Annotated in this window: 16 protein-coding genes; 11 read left to right on the top strand and 5 right to left on the bottom strand. The window is 65.0% G+C overall.

Annotated elements, in window-relative coordinates; genetic code table 11:
* Positions 1–407: 407 nt before the first annotated feature.
* Positions 408–1,415 carry a polyprenyl synthetase family protein gene (locus OC450_RS04810; protein ID WP_262047287.1) on the bottom strand — a complete coding sequence of 336 codons (1,008 nt, stop codon included), beginning with the start codon at positions 1,413–1,415 and terminating at the stop codon, positions 408–410.
* Between the two features lie 129 nt (positions 1,416–1,544).
* Between OC450_RS04810 and OC450_RS04815 the strand changes: the two genes are divergently transcribed.
* From OC450_RS04815 to glyS, 6 genes are all read left to right on the top strand, one after another.
* Positions 1,545–1,772 carry a DUF2007 domain-containing protein gene (locus OC450_RS04815; RefSeq protein WP_211386774.1) on the top strand — a complete coding sequence of 76 codons (228 nt, stop codon included), beginning with the start codon at positions 1,545–1,547 and terminating at the stop codon, positions 1,770–1,772.
* Between the two features lie 8 nt (positions 1,773–1,780).
* Positions 1,781–2,551, top strand: a complete 771-nt coding sequence (locus OC450_RS04820) for a tRNA1(Val) (adenine(37)-N6)-methyltransferase (RefSeq protein WP_262047288.1) — start codon at positions 1,781–1,783, stop codon at positions 2,549–2,551.
* Positions 2,552–2,762: 211 nt separating this feature from the next.
* The gene (locus OC450_RS04825) at positions 2,763–3,671 is read left to right on the top strand and encodes a S49 family peptidase (protein ID WP_211386773.1); all 909 of its coding nucleotides are present in this window, start codon (positions 2,763–2,765) and stop codon (positions 3,669–3,671) included.
* A 118-nt stretch (positions 3,672–3,789) separates the two neighbouring features.
* Complete coding sequence (locus tag OC450_RS04830; RefSeq protein ID WP_211386831.1) at positions 3,790–3,981, top strand: hypothetical protein; 192 nt, start codon at positions 3,790–3,792, stop codon at positions 3,979–3,981.
* Positions 3,982–4,214: 233 nt separating this feature from the next.
* Positions 4,215–5,150 carry a glycine--tRNA ligase subunit alpha gene (locus OC450_RS04835; protein WP_211386772.1) on the top strand — a complete coding sequence of 312 codons (936 nt, stop codon included), beginning with the start codon at positions 4,215–4,217 and terminating at the stop codon, positions 5,148–5,150.
* Complete coding sequence (glyS, locus tag OC450_RS04840; RefSeq protein ID WP_262047289.1) at positions 5,150–7,360, top strand: glycine--tRNA ligase subunit beta; 2,211 nt, start codon at positions 5,150–5,152, stop codon at positions 7,358–7,360. The genes OC450_RS04835 and glyS overlap by 1 nt, the downstream gene beginning before the upstream one ends.
* A gap of 238 nt (positions 7,361–7,598) precedes the next feature.
* Here the strand turns inward: glyS and OC450_RS04845 are convergent, their stop codons facing one another.
* Positions 7,599–7,952 carry a DUF1236 domain-containing protein gene (locus tag OC450_RS04845; RefSeq protein ID WP_211386770.1) on the bottom strand — a complete coding sequence of 118 codons (354 nt, stop codon included), beginning with the start codon at positions 7,950–7,952 and terminating at the stop codon, positions 7,599–7,601.
* A 224-nt stretch (positions 7,953–8,176) separates the two neighbouring features.
* On the opposite strand from OC450_RS04845, the gene OC450_RS04850 reads away from it, so the two are divergent.
* The 3 genes from OC450_RS04850 (at position 8,177) to OC450_RS04860 (ending at position 13,215) form a co-directional block, all read left to right on the top strand.
* Positions 8,177–8,332 (top strand): DUF3096 domain-containing protein, encoded by a 156-nt coding sequence (locus OC450_RS04850; protein ID WP_007594951.1) that lies wholly within the window; start codon positions 8,177–8,179, stop codon positions 8,330–8,332.
* A gap of 95 nt (positions 8,333–8,427) precedes the next feature.
* Positions 8,428–11,397, top strand: a complete 2,970-nt coding sequence (gene ppdK, locus OC450_RS04855; protein ID WP_211386769.1) for a pyruvate, phosphate dikinase — start codon at positions 8,428–8,430, stop codon at positions 11,395–11,397.
* 363 nt (positions 11,398–11,760) lie between these two features.
* A complete protein-coding gene (locus OC450_RS04860) occupies positions 11,761–13,215 on the top strand; it encodes a cell wall hydrolase (RefSeq protein ID WP_211386768.1) in 1,455 nt (484 codons plus the stop codon).
* A 4-nt stretch (positions 13,216–13,219) separates the two neighbouring features.
* Here OC450_RS04860 and nadC read toward each other — a convergent pair whose 3' ends face one another.
* From nadC to nadA, 3 genes are read right to left on the bottom strand one after another with little or no spacing between them, the layout of a single operon-like run.
* On the bottom strand, positions 13,220–14,098 hold the full coding sequence (gene nadC, locus OC450_RS04865; RefSeq protein ID WP_262047290.1) for a carboxylating nicotinate-nucleotide diphosphorylase: 879 nt from the start codon (positions 14,096–14,098) through the stop codon (positions 13,220–13,222).
* Positions 14,099–14,108: 10 nt separating this feature from the next.
* On the bottom strand, positions 14,109–15,716 hold the full coding sequence (locus OC450_RS04870; RefSeq protein WP_262047291.1) for an L-aspartate oxidase: 1,608 nt from the start codon (positions 15,714–15,716) through the stop codon (positions 14,109–14,111).
* 9 nt (positions 15,717–15,725) lie between these two features.
* Positions 15,726–16,832, bottom strand: a complete 1,107-nt coding sequence (nadA, locus tag OC450_RS04875) for a quinolinate synthase NadA (protein ID WP_262047292.1) — start codon at positions 16,830–16,832, stop codon at positions 15,726–15,728.
* A 338-nt stretch (positions 16,833–17,170) separates the two neighbouring features.
* Between nadA and OC450_RS04880 the strand changes: the two genes are divergently transcribed.
* Together OC450_RS04880 and OC450_RS04885 are read left to right on the top strand one after the other, a co-directional pair.
* Positions 17,171–18,424: an MFS transporter gene (locus OC450_RS04880; RefSeq protein ID WP_262047293.1), complete on the top strand. Its 1,254-nt coding sequence runs from the start codon at positions 17,171–17,173 to the stop codon at positions 18,422–18,424.
* Positions 18,425–18,464: 40 nt separating this feature from the next.
* The gene (locus OC450_RS04885; RefSeq protein ID WP_211386763.1) at positions 18,465–19,451 is read left to right on the top strand and encodes an MDR family oxidoreductase; all 987 of its coding nucleotides are present in this window, start codon (positions 18,465–18,467) and stop codon (positions 19,449–19,451) included.
* The last annotated feature ends 17 nt before the right edge of the window (positions 19,452–19,468 follow it).

Here is a 19,468-nt window from a genome sequence, read left to right on the forward strand (position 1 = left end):
GGTAGGGTAGTGACTTGCAAAATGCAAGTAACTAGGAAAGCAGCTTCGTCGCAGGGGAGGACGAGGAGCGGGACTTGCGAAACTGCCTCTGTGATTTGAGATGCGAGTCGGGCGAACGGTACTTGCGCTCCATGCTCCGGCATTGCGAGCGCCGCGAAGCGAAGCAATTCAGAGTCTTGCCGCAGGGACAGACCGGATTGCTCCGCTGCGTTTGCAATGACGAGGTGGGAGCAGCGCCGCCCATCTATAACCGTCACCCTGAGGTGCTCGCCTCTTCGGCGAGCCTCGAAGGGCGGAGGCCCGGCTGCTCTCGGCCGTTTCCCCTTCGAGGCTCCCCATGGGACGCGTTGCGTCCATGCCTCGCGCCCCAGGATGACGGGGCTGATAGCGGAGCGCTAAGCCGCCGCCTAGTGCGACCGCGCCAGGCAGAACGCCACGACCTGCTCCAGCGCGCTCTTCATCGGCGACGACGGAAACAGGGCGAGCGCGTCGACCGCCATGGCGCCGTAGTGGTGGGCACGGCTGATTGTGTCCTCGAGCGCGCGATGCTTGTTCATCAGGCCGATGGCGTGATCGAGATCGGTGTCGCCGATCTCGCCGCGCTCGAGCGCACGGATCCAGAATGCGCGCTCGGTGTCGTTGCCGCGGCGGAAGGCGAGCACGACCGGCAGCGTGATCTTGCCTTCGCGGAAATCGTCGCCGGTGTTCTTGCCGAGTTTTGCGCTCTTGCCGCCGTAATCGAGCACGTCGTCGACGAGCTGGAAGGCGATGCCGAGGTTCATGCCGACCGAGCGGCAGGCCGTCTGCTCCGCCTTCGGGCGGTTGGCGATGACAGGGCCGACCTCGCAGGCGGCCGCGAACAGCTCGGCGGTCTTGCCGCGGATCACGGCGAGATATTCGTCCTCGGTGGTCGCGGTGTTCTTGGCGGCGGCGAGCTGCATCACCTCGCCCTCGGCGATGGTCGCAGCCGCCGCGGACAGAATGTCGAGCGCGCGGAGCGAGCCGACCTCCACCATCATGCGGAAAGCCTGGCCGAGCAGGAAGTCGCCGACCAGCACGCTCGCCTCGTTGCCCCAGAGCATGCGCGCCGAGAGCTTGCCGCGGCGCATCTCGCTCTCGTCGACGACGTCGTCGTGGAGCAGGGTCGCGGTATGCATGAATTCGACGGAGGCTGCCAACTTGATGTGGCCGTCGCCGGTGTAGCCGGCGAGGTTGGCCATGGCGAGCGTCAGCATGGGGCGCAGGCGCTTGCCGCCGGAGGAGATCAGATGGTTGGCTACCTCGGGGATCATGGTCACGTCCGAACCGGTCCGCGACAGGATCGTGGCGTTGACGCGCTCCATGTCACCAGCGACAAGGACAACCAGCTCTTCGATCGACGCGCCGGGAGTTTCGAATGGTACGATGACGGCCACGCCGGTCTCCAATATTTGCCCCGGAAGGGCTATTCTGATGGAAAGACAATAGAAACTGGACGGGGATGCGGCAAGGGCCGTGGAACCATTGACATTGCCGCTTAACCCCGCTCAGGCAGGAGACCCGCTTTGCGTGAACTGGTTCGGACCAACGATATGGTGCTGGTGTCGGCGATCGGTGCGCTGCTCGACGGTGCCAACATCCATCATCTGGTGCTGGACCAGAACATGAGCATCATCGAAGGCTCTCTCGGCATCTTGCCGCGGCGGATACTGGTTCATGAGGACGACGCCCAGGAGGCCAGGCTGCTCCTCACCGAGGCCGGCCTCAGCCACGAGCTCCGCGGCGATGATTGAGGGCCTGGATGATTGACGCCCTGGCAGACATCACCGAGGACGCCTTTCTCGGCGGGCAGTTGCGGCTGAAACAGAAGCGGTCCGGCCATCGCGCCGGGCATGACGCCATTCTGCTTGCGGCGGCGACGCAGGCGGGACCCGGCGACCGCGTGGTCGATCTCGGCGCCGGCATCGGCACGGCCGGGCTGGCGCTCGCCCGGCGCGTGGCGGGGATCAGGCTTGGCCTCGTCGAGATCGATCCGGAGCTGGCGGAGCTCGCCCGCGCCAATGCGGCGGCGAATGCGATTGCCGCCGAGACCATCGTGCTCGACGTCACGGCCGACGCGCCGGCGTTTGCGGCGAATGGCCTCGTGCCCGACAGCGTCGACGTAGTCCTGATGAACCCGCCCTTCAACGACCCCGCGCGCCATCGCGGCTCGCCGGATCAGATGCGCCACAGCGCGCATGTGGCGACGGATGAGACGCTGAATGCCTGGGTGCATGCGGCGCGGCGCATCCTCCGATCGAATGGCGCGCTGACATTGATTTGGCGCGCAGATGGGATCGCGGACGTCTTGGCGGCGCTGTCTCGCGGCTTCGGAAGTCTCGCGATTCTGCCGGTTCATGGTGAAGCCGGGCGGCCTGCGATCCGCGTGCTGGTGCGCGCGATCAAGGGCGGGAGGGCCCCAACGCGATTGTTGCCGGGCCTCATGCTCAACGGGGAGTCGCGCGTGCCTAGAAAAGAGGTGATGGATATTCTGGAAGGACGGGCGATTCTACCCCTGGTGGAACCGTGCTGACCTATTGCGGAAGCGATTCCGACTGCTGCTCCTGGGGAGTCGTCAAGCGGATCGCCATGAACAGCGCACCGACCAGCAGCATCAGCAGATAGATTTTCATGGTGTTCTCCGCTGCCTCATTGCAGCTTCCCAACGAGGAATCTGCAAAACACGTTCCGGGCACTTCCAATGACAGTCGCGTGATAAGAAATGGTTAATCAGAGGTAACGGCATGGCCGAACAATTGAACGATCGTGAGAGTTCCGGCCTGGCCGACAAGCTCATGCAATATCTGCCGGCGCGGTTCCGGCCGGGCACGGCGGTCGTGCCCGTGGTGCGGCTGTCAGGCGTGATCGGCGCGGTGACGCCGCTGCGTCCGGGCATGTCGCTCGCGGGCGTCGCGCGGGTGCTGGAGCGTGCGTTTTCGTACCGGAATGCTAAGGCAGTGGCGCTGGTGATCAACTCGCCCGGCGGCTCGCCGGTGCAGTCGCGCCAGATCTATTTGCGCATCAAGCAGCTCGCCGCGGAGAAGAAGCTGCCGGTGCTGGTGTTCGTCGAGGACGTCGCGGCGTCCGGCGGCTACATGATCGCCTGCGCCGGCGACGAGATCATTTGCGATCCGTCCTCGATCCTCGGCTCGATCGGGGTGGTCGGCGGCAGCTTTGGTTTCCAGGAAGCGATCAAGCGGCTCGGCATCGAGCGGCGCCTCTACACGGCCGGCTCGCACAAGGCGATGCTCGACCCGTTTCTCCCGGAAAATCCGGACGACGTCGCCAAGCTGAAGGCGATCCAGCGCGAGATCCACCAGATCTTCATTGCGCTGGTGAAGGAGAGCCGCGGCGCACGCCTGAAGGGATCCGACGACACGCTGTTCACGGGCGAATACTGGGCCGGCGAGAGTTCGATCGCGCTGGGGCTTGCCGACAGCATCGGCGATCTCCGCTCAACTCTTCGTGCCCGCTATGGCGAGAAGGTTCTCACCCCTGTGATCGCGCAACCGAGCGGGTTGCTCTCGGGCCTTTTGGGGCGCAAATCGCCCGGCGCGAGCCAGCTTTCGGCCATGGAATCAATGGCCGGTCTTCCGGACGAGCTGATTTCGGCGGTCGAAACGCGGGCGATTTGGGCGAAATTCGGGTTCTAGGCGCGGTCCCTCCCGCGCCATTTGGTCCAAGGGGACTGGATGCCGAGCCAATTGCGGCGCGGCCCGGTCTGCGCAAGAATGGGTCTGGGGGCTGAGCATTGTGAACAAGGAACGACCGATGCCGCCGTTCGTCGCTTTCGCGGGCGTCCTGGGTGGGCTTGCCGTGGTCCGCTGGGCCTACAAGACCGCTGTCCGGATCAACCAGGAGCTGGAGGAGATGCGCCTGTCACGCGTCGCCGAGGCCGCCCATATGGGGGACATCCAGACCCTGAAACAGGACCCTGCGACCGGAGCTTACCGGCCGGGTTAGCTGATGCCGCCGCACGCGCGGTGCACTCCCTCTCCCGCTTGCGGGGGAGGGTTGGGGAGGGGGTATCTCCGCGGGCGAGACCGCCCCAGAGGACAGAGCCCTCACCCGCCCCTTCGGCGCGACCTCTCCCGCAAGCCGGAGAGGTAAGAAGCAGCCCCTTTGCCTTGATTCCCACCCCCGCCGTCGATACGGTCCCGCGCGATTCAAAACCCCCGCGAGAGCCTGATCTGACGATGGACGCCTCATTGCCCGCCCATATGCGCCCGGAACGTTCGTTCCAGGGCTTCATCCTCGCGCTCCAGAGGTTCTGGGCCGAGCAGGGCTGCGTGATCCTGCAACCCTACGACATGGAGATGGGCGCGGGCACCTTCCATCCGGCGACCACGCTGCGGGCGCTCGGGCCAAAACCGTGGAACGCGGCCTATGTGCAGCCCTCGCGCCGGCCCAAGGACGGCCGCTACGGCGAGAACCCGAACCGGATGCAGCACTACTACCAGTTCCAGGTGATCATGAAGCCGTCGCCGCCGAACCTTCAGGAGCTGTACCTGAAGTCGCTCGCCGCGATCGGCATCGATTCCGCCGTGCACGACATCCGCTTCGTCGAGGACGATTGGGAGAGCCCGACGCTGGGCGCCTGGGGTTTGGGGTGGGAGTGCTGGTGCGACGGCATGGAAGTGAGCCAATTCACCTATTTCCAGCAGGTCGCGGGCTTCGAATGCGCGCCGGTCGCGGGCGAGCTCACCTACGGGCTCGAGCGCCTCGCGATGTATGTGCAGGGCGTCGACCGTGTCTACGACCTCAACTTCAACGGCCGCGACGGCGACGCCAAGGTCACCTATGGCGACGTCTTCCTCCAGGCCGAGCGGGAATATTCGAAGCACAATTTCGAGATCGCCGACACCGCGATGCTGTTCGAGCAGTTCAAGATGGCCGAGACTGCCTGCAGGAAATATCTCGACGCAGGCTGGAAGGACGGCAAGCGCGAGGCGCATCTGATGGCGCTGCCGGCCTATGACCAGTGCATCAAGGCGAGCCACGTCTTCAACCTGCTCGACGCCCGCGGCGTGATCTCCGTGACCGAGCGGCAGAGCTACATCTTGCGTGTTCGCGAACTGGCAAAAGCCTGCGGCGAGGCCTGGATCCATACCGAAGCGGGCGGAGCGGCCTGATGCCCGATTTGTTGCTTGAACTGTTCTCGGAAGAAATTCCCGCGCGCATGCAGGCCAAGGCGGCCGACGATCTGCGCCGCCTGGTCACCGACAAGCTCGTCGCCGAAGGCCTCGTCTACGAAGGCGCGAAAGCCTTCGCGACGCCGCGCCGTCTCGCACTCACCGTGCATGGCATCCCCGCACGCCAGCCTGACCTGAAGACCGAACGTCGAGGGCCGAAAATGGGCGCGCCCGACGCGGCCGTGCAGGGCTTTCTGAAGGCGACGGGTTTGACGTCGCTGGATGAGGCCAAGATCCAGCGCGACCCGAAAGGCGACTTCTACATCGCGCTGATCGAGAAGCCCGGCCGCGACGCGATCGACGTGCTCGCGGAAATCCTGCCGGTGATCATCCGCACATTCCCCTGGCCGAAATCGATGCGTTGGGGCGCGCGCTCCGGAAAACCGGGGTCGCTGAGCTGGGTGCGTCCGCTGCACGCGATCACGGCGACGTTCGGGCCCGAGACCGAAGAGCCCGATGTCGTCAAATTCTCGGTGGACGGCATCGAGACCGGCCAGACCACCTACGGCCATCGCTTCATGGCACCGGCTGCGATTTCCGTGCGCCGCTTCGAGGACTACGAAGCGAAGCTGAAGGCTGCAAAAGTCATCCTCGATCCGCAGGCGCGCAAGGATATCATTTTCGCCGATGCCAAGGAGCTGACGTTCGCGCAAGGGTTCGAACTGGTCGAGGATCAGGCGCTGCTGGACGAGGTGTCCGGCCTCGTCGAATGGCCCGTCGTCATGATGGGATCGTTCGAGAAGGAATATCTCGCGATCCCGGACGAGGTGATCCGCGCCACCATCCGCAACAACCAGAAGTGCTTCGTCGTCAGGGATTCCAAGACGGGCAAGCTGACCAACAAGTTCGTCCTCACCGCCAATATCGAGGCGCCGGACGGCGGCAAGACCATCGTCTCCGGCAACGAACGCGTGATCCGTCCCCGTTTGTCGGATGCGAAGTTCTTCTACGAGACGGATCTGAAGACGAAGCTGGAAGAGCGGCTGCCGAAGTTCGATCAGATCGTGTTTCACGAGAAGCTCGGGACGCAGGCCGCGCGCATCACGCGCATCGAGCGTCTCGCCGCCGAGATCGCGCCGCTGGTCGGCGCCGACGTCGCCAAGGCCACGCGCGCCGCGCATCTGGCGAAGGCGGATTTGCTGACCGAAGTCGTCGGCGAATTCCCCGAGGTGCAGGGCCTGATGGGCAAGTACTACGCGCTGGCGCAGGGCGAGGATGCTTCCGTCGCCGCCGCCTGCGAGGAGCACTACAAGCCGCAGGGGCCCGCGGACCGCGTGCCGACCGATCCGGTCAGCATCGCTGTGGCGCTCGCCGACAAGATCGATACGCTCGTTGGATTCTGGGCGATCGACGAGAAGCCGACGGGCAGCAAGGACCCGTATGCACTGCGGCGCGCGGCGCTCGGCGTGATCAGAATCATTGTCGATAACGATCTGCGGCTCCCGCTTTGGAAGCTGCTGAGCGAACATGCAGTTCAGGTGATGTCCGCGATTTACAAGGACGACACCGATTTGATCGTCGAACTTTCGGATTGGATCGGAAGTGCCGGAAATGCGGAAGTTCCGAGCAATTCGTTTTCCAACCAGGCCGCGGAGTCCGTCTACAAGTTGCTGAAGCCTCGGGTTGAGGATCTGCTCGCCTTCTTCGCCGACCGCCTGAAGGTGCAGCTCCGCGAGCAGGGCGCGCGTCACGATCTCGTCGACGCCGTGTTCGCGCTCGGTGGCCAGGACGATCTGTTGATGATCGTCCGCCGCGTCGAGGCGCTCGGCAAATTCCTCGAGACCGATGACGGCAAGAACCTGCTCGCCGGCATCAAGCGCGCCAGCAATATCCTTGGCATCGAGGAGAAGAAGGACAAGCGCACGTTCGACGGCGCGCCCGACGCCGCGCTCTATGGTCTCGGTGAAGAGAAGGCGCTGGCCAAGACGATCGGCGAGGTGAGGGCTGAAGCGAGCGCCGCCGTCGCCAAAGAGGACTTTGCCGCCGCGATGAGCGCGATGGCAAAGCTGCGTCCGCCGGTCGATGCGTTCTTCGACAAGGTTCGCGTCAACGACGACGATCCGAAGGTGCGTGAGAACCGCCTGATGCTGCTCAACGAGATCCGCAGCGCCACGCGCGCGGTGGCGGACTTCTCGAAGATCCAGGATTGAGGCGCGGCCGCACGGCAAATACTTCCGTCATTCCGGGACACGCCGTGAGCCCGGAATCCATACTCACGATCGCGGTTATGGATTCCGGGCTCGCGCTCCGCGCGCCCCGGAATGACGGGCGCAAAAGAGCCCCGCCCGGCGGGGGGAAGACCGGGCGGAGCCTGATGTCCGACTACGCGATGCGCGCCAACCTGAAGTGACGCGCCGGACATCGAGTTGAGCGTTGGAGTTGAACTGATTAGTCCATCACTTCGACGATGCGCCGCGAGCGCGGCTCGACCAGCACGGTCTCGCCGTTCACGACCGTGTAGCGATAGGTCGTGGCGCCGAAACGTTGCGGCACGTCATAATAGGTGATGCCGGTCTCGGGTAATGTAGAGCCGACCACCACGCGATCCGGGACACGGAAGGCCGGCACACGTTGTTCGACGACATAGTCTCGGAAAGCCGGCCGCTGTTCGACCGCAATGGTCGGGCCGCTCTCGACCACGACGGGCGCGCGTCCCACCGTGATTCCAGTTTGCGCCTGCGCCGCGATCGGCGCACCAAGCGCGACGCCAAGCACTGTGAGGGCGAGAATCCTGTTCCGCATAGGCAACTCCCTTCGAAGTGATTTCGAGCCGGCGCCAGTGGCGCGACTGGTTGCCAATGCTTGCGACTTTGCAATGTTCCGGGAAAAGCCCTGCCGTATCAGCGGCAATTTCGGGCAGATTTCGCGAAGGCGGGAACTCGTGCGGCGCTGGTGCGTCTCTACCCGCGGAACCTGGTCCGCTATGATCCGCCCGCGATTCGCCTCACGTCACGGAAAGACAATTCATGCACATCACCGTCGCCCACATCTCGCCGATCCTGTCGCTGCTTGCGGGCGTGCTCATCCTGATCATGCCGCGCCTGCTCAACCTGATCGTCGCGATCTTTCTCATCATAAATGGTGCGATCGGGCTCGGATTGTTGAAGTGGCTCCATCTCTAGGCCTCATTTTGCGGAACTCTTCGACTTGCGCGCGCCTGCCCAAAGTGGTGTAAGGCGCGCGATTTCCCATTCCTCTCGCAGGTTGTGTGCAAGCTATGGCCAAAGCCGCCTCGAAGCCTAAGAAAATACCAGCGAAATCAAAGCCCTCCGCCAAGGCGAAAGCTGCGCCGGCGGCCCGCAAGGCGCTTGCCAAGAGCGCCCCGAAGCTGGTCGCCAAGGCCGCTGCGAAGCCCGTGGCCAAGCCGGCTGCGAAGCGCGCCGCGAAGGCTGCGACCAAGCCGGTTGCCGCCAAGGTCGCTGTGAAGCCGGCCCCGGCCAAGGCTGCAACTGCCAAGGTTGCACCTGCCAAGGCTGCATCTGCCAAGCCAGCGCCGAGCGCTCCCAAGGCCGGCAAATGGGTGTTCACATTCGGCGACGGCAAGGCCGAAGGCCGTACCGAGATGCGCGACCTGCTCGGCGGCAAGGGCGCCAACCTCGCCGAGATGGCCAATCTCGGCCTTCCCGTGCCTCCCGGCTTTACCATCCCGACCTCGGTCTGCACGTATTTCTACGCGCACGACAAATCCTATCCGAAGGAGTTGCAGTCGCAGGTTGAGAAGGCGCTGGATCATGTCGGCAAGTTGACCGGCAAGATCTTCGGCGACACCAAAAACCCGCTGCTCGTCTCCGTGCGCTCCGGCGCGCGCGCCTCGATGCCGGGCATGATGGACACCGTGCTCAATCTCGGCCTCAATGACGAGACCGTGGAAGCGCTGTCGGAACTGTCGGGTGATCGTCGTTTCGCCTATGACAGCTATCGCCGCTTCATCACCATGTATTCGGACGTGGTGCTCGGCTTCGAGCATCATCACTTCGAGGAAATCCTCGACACCTTCAAGGACAGTCAGGGCTATACGCTCGACACCGATCTGTCGGCCGAGGACTGGGTCGATCTGGTCGGCAAGTACAAGGACGCGGTCGCCCGCGAGACCGGCAAGGACTTCCCGCAGGATCCGCACGACCAGCTCTGGGGCGCGATCGGCGCGGTGTTTTCTTCCTGGATGAACGCGCGCGCGGTGACCTACCGCAAGCTGCACGATATTCCGGAATCCTGGGGCACCGCCGTCAACGTGCAGGCTATGGTGTTCGGCAACATGGGCGAGACCTCGGCGACCGGCGTTGCCTTCACCCGCAACCCCTCGACCGGCGAGAGCAAGCTCTACGGCGAATTCCTGATCAACGCGCAAGGCGAGGACGTGGTGGCGGGTATCCGCACGCCGCAGGACATCACTGAGGAAGCGCGCAAGGAATCGGGCTCCGACAAGGCGTCGATGGAAGCGGCGATGCCGGAGGCCTTCAACGAGCTGACGCGGATCTACACGCTGCTCGAGAAGCACTATCGCGACATGCAGGACATGGAGTTCACGGTCGAGCAGGGCAAGCTGTGGATGCTCCAGACTCGCGGCGGCAAGCGCACCGCGAAAGCCGCACTGCGCATCGCGGTCGAGCTCGCCAATGAAGGCCTAATCACCAAGAAGGAAGCGGTGACGCGGATCGACCCCGCTTCGCTCGACCAGCTCCTGCATCCGGCTATCGATCCCGGCGCCAAGCGCGACGTGATCGCGACCGGCCTGCCGGCTTCGCCCGGTGCAGCCTCCGGCGAGATCGTGTTCTCCTCGGATGAAGCGGCCAAGCTTCAGGCCGACGGACGTAAAGTGATTCTCGTCCGCATCGAAACCAGCCCGGAAGACATCCACGGCATGCACGCCGCCGAAGGCATTCTCACCACCCGTGGCGGCATGACCTCGCACGCGGCGGTCGTTGCACGCGGCATGGGCAAGCCCTGCGTCTCCGGCTGCGGCACCATCCGCGTTGACTACGGCCGCGGCACCATGAGCATCGGCTCGCGCACCTTCAAGACCGGCGACGTCATCACAATCGACGGTTCGCTCGGCCAGGTACTCGCCGGCCGCATGCCGATGATCGAGCCGGAGCTCTCCGGCGAATTCGGCACGCTCATGACCTGGGCTGACCAGGTCCGCAAGATCGGAGTTCGCGTCAATGGCGATACGCCGGAGGATGCGCGCACCGCGATCAAGTTCGGCGCGGAAGGCATCGGCCTCTGCCGCACCGAGCACATGTTCTTCGAGGAGACGCGCATCCGCACGGTGCGCGAGATGATCCTCTCCGAGGACGAGCAGTCGCGCCGCGCCGCGCTGGCAAAGCTGCTGCCCATGCAACGCGCGGATTTCGTCGAGCTGTTCGAGATCATGAAGGGCCTGCCCGTCACGATCCGTTTGCTTGATCCGCCGCTGCACGAGTTCCTGCCGCACACCCACGCCGAGGTCGAGGAAGTGGCGCGCGCCATGAACACCGACCCGCGGCGCTTGGCCGACCGCGCCCGCGAGCTGTCGGAGTTCAATCCGATGCTCGGCTTCCGCGGCTGCCGGATCGCGATCGCCTATCCCGAGATTGCCGAGATGCAGGCCCGCGCGATCTTCGAGGCGGCGGTCGAGGCCGAGAAGCGCACCGGCAAGGCCGTCGGCCTCGAGGTGATGGTGCCGCTGATCGCGACCAAGATGGAGCTCGATCTCGTCAAGGCGCGCATCGACGCCACCGCGAAGGCGGTGATGCGCGACACCAACACCAAGATCGCCTATCAGGTCGGCACCATGATCGAGTTGCCGCGCGCCTGTCTGCTTGCTGCCGAGATTGCGGAGAGCGCCGAGTTCTTCTCGTTCGGTACCAACGATCTCACGCAGACCACCTACGGCATCAGCCGCGACGACGCGGCAAGCTTCCTCGGGACCTACGTGTCCAAGGGCATCCTCCCGATCGATCCCTTCGTTGCGCTCGACCAGGAAGGCGTCGGTGAGCTGGTCAAGATCGGCGTCGCGCGCGGCCGAAAGACCCGCCCGAAACTCAAGGTCGGCATCTGCGGCGAGCACGGCGGCGATCCCGCCTCCGTCGCCTTCTGCCACGATATCGGCCTCGACTACGTCTCGTGCTCGCCATACCGCGTGCCGATCGCACGCCTCGCTGCCGCGCAGGCCGCGCTCGGCAAGGCGATCGCGAGCCAGGCGTAAGGCGAAGCGCAGGATCGAGTCGAGAGAGGCGGGGCTTTGGCTCCGCCTCTTTTCATTTTGCGCAACGCTGTCTCCACTTCGCGTCGTTGCAGCACCGGGAACTCGCGCGCGTCCCGTAATGATACGTGCGCGCAAGAGTTCCTTCACCATTCGCGTTGACCAGTTGTTTACCCCGTCGCGTCAGTCCGCATTTACCACGCACGCAATCGCCCCGTGAAAACACCTGCGATTGCTTGAGTGTGCTCCGTGCGCAACGCCGATTAACGCCCCGGCAACCTAAATTAGATACTCACGATAAAGATCGAATTGCACGGATGTACTGCGGCTCGATTTTTCTGGCGTAAGCGTAGCGTGAGCGTGTCGATGTTTTTGTTGCGTAACCATCCGAAGGGCGCGCGGTTCGCGTCCTTCGGCATCGGTCTCTGCATCTTCGCATTGATGCCGAGAGAGACCGGCTATCAGGATATTGCCTCGCTGCTGGCGCGCCAGCCCGGCGTCGCAGAGCGCTGGCAGAAGCAGGTGTTTTCGGCGGCGTCCTCCATCCAGCTCGCCACCTACAGTTTTTCCCGCCCCATCGGCACGTCGGTTCCGCAGAGCGCGATGGTCCGCCTCGCCAGCCTCGACGGCCGCGATGTCACCGGCGCGATCAGCCGCAACCCCGCGCTTCAGGCACCCCCGCGCTACCAGGCCGCCGACTTCCCCAAGGTCGATCGCTCGATGAAGGGTGATCGCCTCGCAATCGTTGCGCCGACGGCGTCTCCCGAAACGGCCGCGCCCACCTCAGCACCGGCGCAGGAAAATCCCGCGACGTCGAACAGCTCGGTGTTCGGCGCCAAGACTGCCGCGTTGCCGCAGGCGATGTCACCGGAGTCCGCGGCCGCGCTCGACCCCGAGCTCGCGGAGGCGCTGCGCGCACCGCCGCTACCGCAATATGCCAATCCGCCACGAGCCAGCGATGCCGCGCGCGCGTTCGCGGTCCAGCCGCTCGATGCGCTGAAGCAAGCGACCCTTCCGGCCGCACCGCCACGCGATCCTTTCCGGGTGAAGACCTCGAACCTGTTCTTCGGCAGCGCCTCGCTCGGCGGCAATCTCGAAAGCATGGAGACATGGCAGCCGGGCGCCGAGCCGTTGATCGTGATGCCCGACCCCGACATGAAGGTGACGGCGTCACTGTCGCCGCCGACGGAGGACATCGCCAGGGACATCGAGAGCGGCGAGAGCGTCGCGCCGAAGGGCGAGGTCAACGCCGATAACCAGCGCGCCAGATCGCCGGCGGAGCGGCTCGCGCTCGACGACAAGTCGCGCGCGAAGTCTGAAAAATGCCTCGCGGAAGCCGTCTATTTCGAGTCCCGCGGCGAGGCCGTGCGCGGCCAGATAGCGGTTGCGCAGGTCGTGATGAACCGCGTGTTCTCCGGCAAATATCCGGATAGCGTGTGCGGCGCGGTCTATCAGAACAAGCATCGCCATCTTGCCTGCCAGTTCACTTTCGCCTGCGACAACAACGCCGACGTGATCCGCGAGCCCGAGATGTGGGAGCGCGCGAAGAAGATTTCGAAGGCTATGCTCGACGGTCAGATCTGGTTGCCCGAGGTCGGCAAGTCCACGCATTACCATGCCTATTGGGTGCGCCCGTCCTGGGTCGCCGAGATGAAGAAGATGTACAAGACCGGCGTCCACACCTTCTATCGGCCGCGCGCCTGGGGCGACGGCAGCGAGGAACCGAGCTGGGGAACGCCGGCGCAGACCGCCGCGCTCTCCGCCGAGCTCGCCCAGGAAGCCAAGAGCTCCGCCGAGATGGGCGTGACCGAGCGGCGGTAGCCGCTCATGCCTCGATATCCAGCGCGCAGTCGAAATTCGGCGCCGAGTGCGTCAGTGCGCCGGATGATGCGTAGTCGACGCCTGTCGCGGCGATTGCCGCGATCGACTCCAGCGTGACGCCGCCGGACGCTTCCAGCTTGAGGCGTCCTTCGTTGAGCCGCACCGCCTCACGCAACGTCACAAAATCCATGTTGTCGAGCAGCGCGGCGTCCGCAAGGCCGGTGTCGAGCACTTCGCGCAATTGCGCCAGCGTATCCACCTCGATCTCGATCTTGACGAGGTGTCCGGCATGGGCGCGGGCGCGCTCCAGCACGGGGCGGATGCCGCCGGCGACCGCGATGTGGTTGTCCTTGATCAGGATCGCATCGTCGAGCCCGAAGCGGTGGTTGAAGCCGCCGCCGCAGCGCACCGCGTATTTCTCCAGCGCGCGCAGCCCCGGCGTGGTTTTGCGCGTGCAGCAGATCCGCATCTTCGTGCCTTCGGTGCGCGCGACGTAGTCCGCCGTGAGCGTCGCGACGCCCGACAGCCGGCCGACGAAATTCAGCGCGGTCCGCTCCGCCGTGAGAATGGCGCGTGCGGGACCCGAGATCGTCAATATTTGCTGTCCGCGTGCAGCCCGCGCGGCGTCGCGTACATGCGCGCGCACCTCGATGTCGGGCGAGAGCTTTTGCAGCGTCGCCAGTGCCAGCGGCAATCCGGCGATCACGCCGGACTGGCGCGCGACCAGGATCGCTTGCGCGTTCGTTGCTTCGGGGATCGTCGCCAGCGAGGTGATGTCGCCGGCGCGTCCAAGATCCTCGTCGAGCGCGCGGTGCACGGCCTCGTTGATCGCGAGCGGAGACAGGAAGGCATCGGGATAAAGCAGTGAGGTCGGAGTGATCATGGGGCTTCCTTCAGGCGATCATGGGTTGGGCAACGCGTGGCAGCGGGCGCTCTCTCAGGCTTTCCGCGACCACGCGCACTGCGGCGAGCGTCGTCATTGTTCGCTGGGCCAGCGCGGGAACATCGGCGGGATGGTCGGAGCGGAAATGCGCGCCGCGGCTTTCGCGCCGGTTCCAGGCCGCAGTGGCGACGAGCAAGGCCGCCGACGCCATGTTGCGGACCGCGATGTTCGTTGCGTCTCGTTCGAGAGCCGCAAAGCTGCGAACCGCTTCTCTAAGCCCGTCGCCGTCGCGAATGACGCCGACATGGTCGCTCATCGTCGCCCGCAGCCGCTTCACGGCCGCAGCATCCGGCGCGCTGCCACGCGGCGTCACCAGCGCATCGGGAAGCCGGGCAGGCGGAGGGATCGCGCGACCGGCGATGTCGTCCGCGATGCGCGCGGCATAGACCACGGCCTCCAGCAGCGAATTCGACGCGAGGCGGTTGGCGCCATGCGCGCCGGTGGACGACACCTCGCCGCCGGCCCAGAGCCCGTCGATCGAGCTGCGGCCGCGATCGTCGACCGCAATGCCGCCCATGTGGTAATGCGCGGCCGGTGCGATCGGGATGGCCTGCGTCTCGGGATCGATGCCGGCGGCGATGCAACTCGCATGCACCGTTGGAAACCTTTCGGCAAAGCGCGTGCCCAAAGCCTCCCGCGCATCGAGAAAGGCACCGCGTCCGGCTGCGATCTCGGCGAACACGCCGCGGGCCACGATGTCGCGCGGTGCGAGCTCTGCAAGCGGGTGGTGCGCCGCCATGAAGCGTTCGCCGCGACCGTTGATCAGCGTTGCGCCTTCGCCGCGCAGCGCTTCAGTCGCGAGCGGTGCGGGATCGCGCCCGACCATGATGGCGGTGGGATGGAACTGCACGAATTCAGGGTCGGCGATGACAGCGCCGGCGCGTGCGGCGATCGCAAGCCCCGATCCGCTGGCCTCGAGTGGGTTGGTGGTGACGGCATAGAGATGGCCGATGCCCCCGGTGGCCAGCACCACCGTGCGTGCTGCGAGCAGGATCGGCTGTGCGGCGACCTTGCCGGCTTCGCGCAACTGAAGGCCGGCGACGACGCCGTCCTCGGTCAACAGCGCTTCGGCGACCAAGCCTTCGATCAATCGAATTGATGGCGTGCGCCGCACGGCATCGCTCAAGGCCGCAATGATCGCGGCACCGGCGCCATCGCCGCGCACATGCACGATGCGCCGCGCCGAATGTGCGGCTTCGCGCCCGACTGCGAGCTTGCCTTCGAGATCGCGGTCGAACGGCACGCCATAGGCGAGCAGGTCGTGGATCCGTGGGCCGGCCTCGCGCGCGATCCCGAGTGCGACCGCTTCATCGACGAGGCCGCCGCCAACGGCAATCGTGTCCGCGGCGTGCGCTTCCGGCGTGTCGCCTTCGGCCACCGCGGCGGCGATACCTCCTTGTGCCCATGCGGACGACGCGCCTTGTCCGAGCGGCGCGGCGGAGATCAGCGTAACCGGCCGCGGCGCGAGCTTGAGTGCACAGAACAATCCAGCAAGTCCGCCACCGACGATGACGACGTCGTCGGTGCTGCTGGTGAGATTGTGGATGTTGTTTGTCATGGCTCGCTCTCAATTCTTCAGATTGATCATGCGCTCGACCGAACGCCGTGCACGCACTGCAATCTCGGGATCGATCGTCACTTCGTCGCCAAGCGTCAGCAGGCTCTCCAGGATGTTGGCGAGCGTGATCTGCTTCATGTGCGGGCAGAGATTGCAGGGGCGCAGCATCTCCACGTCAGGCAGCTCGGCCCGCACATTGTCGGCCATCGAGCATTCCGTGATCATCACGAGCCGCCGCGGCCGCTTTTCGCGCACCCAGTTGATCATGTGGGCGGTCGAGCCGGTGAAGTCGGCCTCCGCCAGCACATCCGGCGGGCATTCCGGATGGGCGATGATCTGCACGGTGGGATCGGCCTCGCGATAGGCGCGCAGCTCGGCGCCCGTAAACCGCTCGTGCACCTCGCAGGCGCCCTTCCAGGCGATGATCTTCACGTCGGTTTTCGAGGCCACATAAGTCGCAAGGTACCGATCGGGCAGGAAGATCACGCTTGGCACGCCCAGGCTCTCGACCACCTGCACCGCGTTCGACGAGGTGCAGCAGATGTCGACCTCGGCCTTCACATCCGCCGAGGTATTGACATAGGCGACCACAGGCACGCCGGGAAATCTTTCGCGGAGCAGGCGAACGTCGGCACCCGTGATGCTGGCGGCAAGCGAGCAGCCGGCGCGAGAGTCGGGGATCAGCACCGTCTTGTCCGGATTGAGAAGCTTTGACGTCTCCGCCATGAAGTGAACGCCGCACTGGACGATGATGCCGGCTTTCACCCTGGTGGCTTCGACCGCGAGCTGGAGCGAGTCGCCGCCGATGTCGGCGACGCAGTGGAAGATCTCCGGCGCCTGGTAATTGTGCGCGAGGATTACCGCGCCCCGCGTGCGCTTCAGCTCGTTGATCGCCTTGATGGTCGGCGCCATCAGCGGCCACTCGATCGGCGGGATCACGTGTTTCACGCGGTCATAGAGCGCCGCGGTGGCGCGCTCGACCTCCGGTGTCCATTCCAGCGAGGGCCTCGGCAGTATGGGTCCCGTTCGCGCGGGTGCAGCGCGCGGTGAGCTGACGACCCGGCCCTGCGGCCGGCTGGCGAAATCGTCGGGACCGTAAATTCCAGTGATCGGCATTGAAGCCTCCCGTGCATACCAAATATGCTCAATAAGAGCATATTTGAAGCCTGAGAAATCCGGCCGAGAGGGCCGGGGAATCGTCGAGGTCAATATGCTCAATATGAGTAAATCGAAGATATCACGCAGTGCCGCGGGCCGCTAGATGCCGCCGCACACATTTCCGTCAAGTCGACCCGCGCCTGGCGCGTCAGATGAGGCGGCCAGAAATGCAATGCTCCCGCCTCAGCCCTTCTCGAAATGCAATTGTTTTCGACTTGGGATTTTCATGCAGATGCATTAAACGAGCGGGCTCCCGGTGGCCTTTTGCGAATCCGCCGACGAACATGAGGAACAGCATGTCGACACAAATGGGCGAGCTCGGTTCGGTCTCCCGTTCCTCCAACTGGCGCACGCCGGCTGTCATCATCCTCTGCGGCTGTGCGATCGGCATGCTCGGCTTCGGCCCGCGCTCGGCGCTGGGCTTCTTCGTGCAGCCGATGAGCCATGAATATGCCTGGGGCCGCGACGTGTTCGGCCTCGCGATCGCCTTTCAGAATTTGCTGTGGGGACTGGGCCAGCCTCTCGCCGGCGCGGTCGCCGACCGCTTCGGCCTGTTCCGCGTGATGTGCGTCGGCGCCCTGCTCTATGCCGGCGGCCTGCTGCTGATGCGCTATTCCTCGACGCCGCTGTCGCTGAACATCGGCGCCGGCGTCATGGTCGGCTTTGGTCTCGCCGGCTGTTCGTTCAACCTGGTGCTGTCGGCGTTCAGCAAACTGTTGCCGCCCGAGAAGCGGGGCCTTGCGCTCGGTGCAGGCACCGCGGCGGGATCGTTCGGCCAGTTCCTGTTCGCGCCGATCGGCGTCGCACTGATCGACAATTTCGGCTGGCAGCAGGCGCTCACCGTGTTCGGCTTCCTGATGCTGCTGATCATCCCGCTGTCGCTGGCGCTCTCGACGCCGCCAGTTGACAGCTCCGTGAGCAAGGCGCCCGCGGACGACCAGACCTTCAAGAACGCGCTCGCCGAAGCCTTCGGCCATCGCTCCTATGTGCTGCTGGTGCTCGGATTCTTCACCTGCGGCTTCCAGCTCGCCTTCATCACCGTGCATCTGCCGGCCTTCCTGGTCGATCGCGGCATCTCGACGCAAACCGGCGGCTGGGTCATCGCGGCGATCGGCCTGTTCAACATCATGGGATCGCTCAGCGTCGGCTATCTCCAGAACTCGTTGCCCAAGCGCTACATCCTCTCGGCGATCTATTTCACCCGCGCGCTCGCCACGCTCGCCTTCATCTCGTTCCCGATCACGCCGTTCTCGGCGATCGCATTCGGCGCAATTTCCGGTCTGACCTGGCTGTCGACGGTGCCGCCGACTTCGGCGCTTGTGGCACTGATGTTCGGCACGCGCTGGCTTGCAACCCTCTACGGCTTTGCCTTCGTCAGCCATCAGGTCGGCGGCTTCCTCGGCGTCTGGCTCGGCGGCATCGTGTTCGAGCGGTTCGGTTCCTACACGCCGATCTGGTGGCTCTCGATCCTGTTCGGCGTGCTTTCCGCGCTGATCAATCTTCCGATTGTGGAAAAACCGGTCCAGCGAGCGGTTGCGCAGCCGGCCTGATCGGCTAAACATCCCGGCAAACAAGCCAGGGAGGTTTGCTGTGGCCACGTTCAAGGCGATCCGGATCGACAAGGCGGACAAGGGCACCACCGCGCAGCTCACGCAGTTCGACGAAGCCGAACTGATGGAGGGCGACGTCACCGTCCGCGTGGAATGGTCGACGCTGAACTACAAGGACGGTCTCGCGCTCACCGGCAAGGCGCCGGTGGTGCGCCGCTTCCCGATGATCGCCGGCATCGATTTCGCCGGCACGGTCGAGCAGTCCTCCCATCCGCAATGGAAGGCGGGCGACAAGGTCGTCTGCACCGGCTGGGGCATGGGCGAGACCCATCTCGGCGCCTATGCCGAGAAGGCGCGGGTGAAGGGCGACTGGCTGGTCGCATTGCCGCAGGGCCTGTCGGCGCGCGATGCCATGGCGATCGGTACCGCCGGCTTCACCGCGATGCTCTCGGTGCTCGCGCTGGAGAAGCACGGGTTGTCGCCGAAAAGCGGCCCCGTCGTGGTGACGGGCGCGGCCGGTGGCGTCGGCTCGGTCGCCACCGCCGTGCTGTCGAAGCTCGGCTACCACGTCATCGCCTCGACCGGCCGCGCCACGGAAGCGGACTATCTGAAAGGGATTGGTGCAGCCGAAGTGATCGACCGCAACGAATTGTCGGGGACGGCCAAGCCGCTTGCCAGGGAACGCTGGGCGGGGGGCGTGGACAGCGTCGGCTCCAACACGCTCGCGAATCTCCTGTCGATGACGAAGTATGGCGGCGCGATCGCGGCCTGCGGCCTGGCTGCCGGCATGGACCTGCCGTCGTCTGTCGCACCTTTCATTTTGCGCGGGGTGTGCCTTCTCGGCATCGATTCCGTGATGTGCCCGATCGAGCCGCGAAAGGCCGCCTGGCAGCGGCTGGCTTCCGATTTGGATCGGACGAAACTATCTGAAATCACTCATGAAATTGCGCTCTCCGAAGTTTCGGCGTGGGGCGCGAAAATCCTGGCGGGTCAGGTCCGGGGTCGCATCGTGGTAAAAATTGTCTAACGGCGTTCAGACTTTGC

It is taken from the genome of Bradyrhizobium sp. Bra78 (assembly GCF_024519855.1).
GTDB classification, from domain to species: Bacteria; Pseudomonadota; Alphaproteobacteria; order Rhizobiales; family Xanthobacteraceae; genus Bradyrhizobium; species Bradyrhizobium japonicum_G.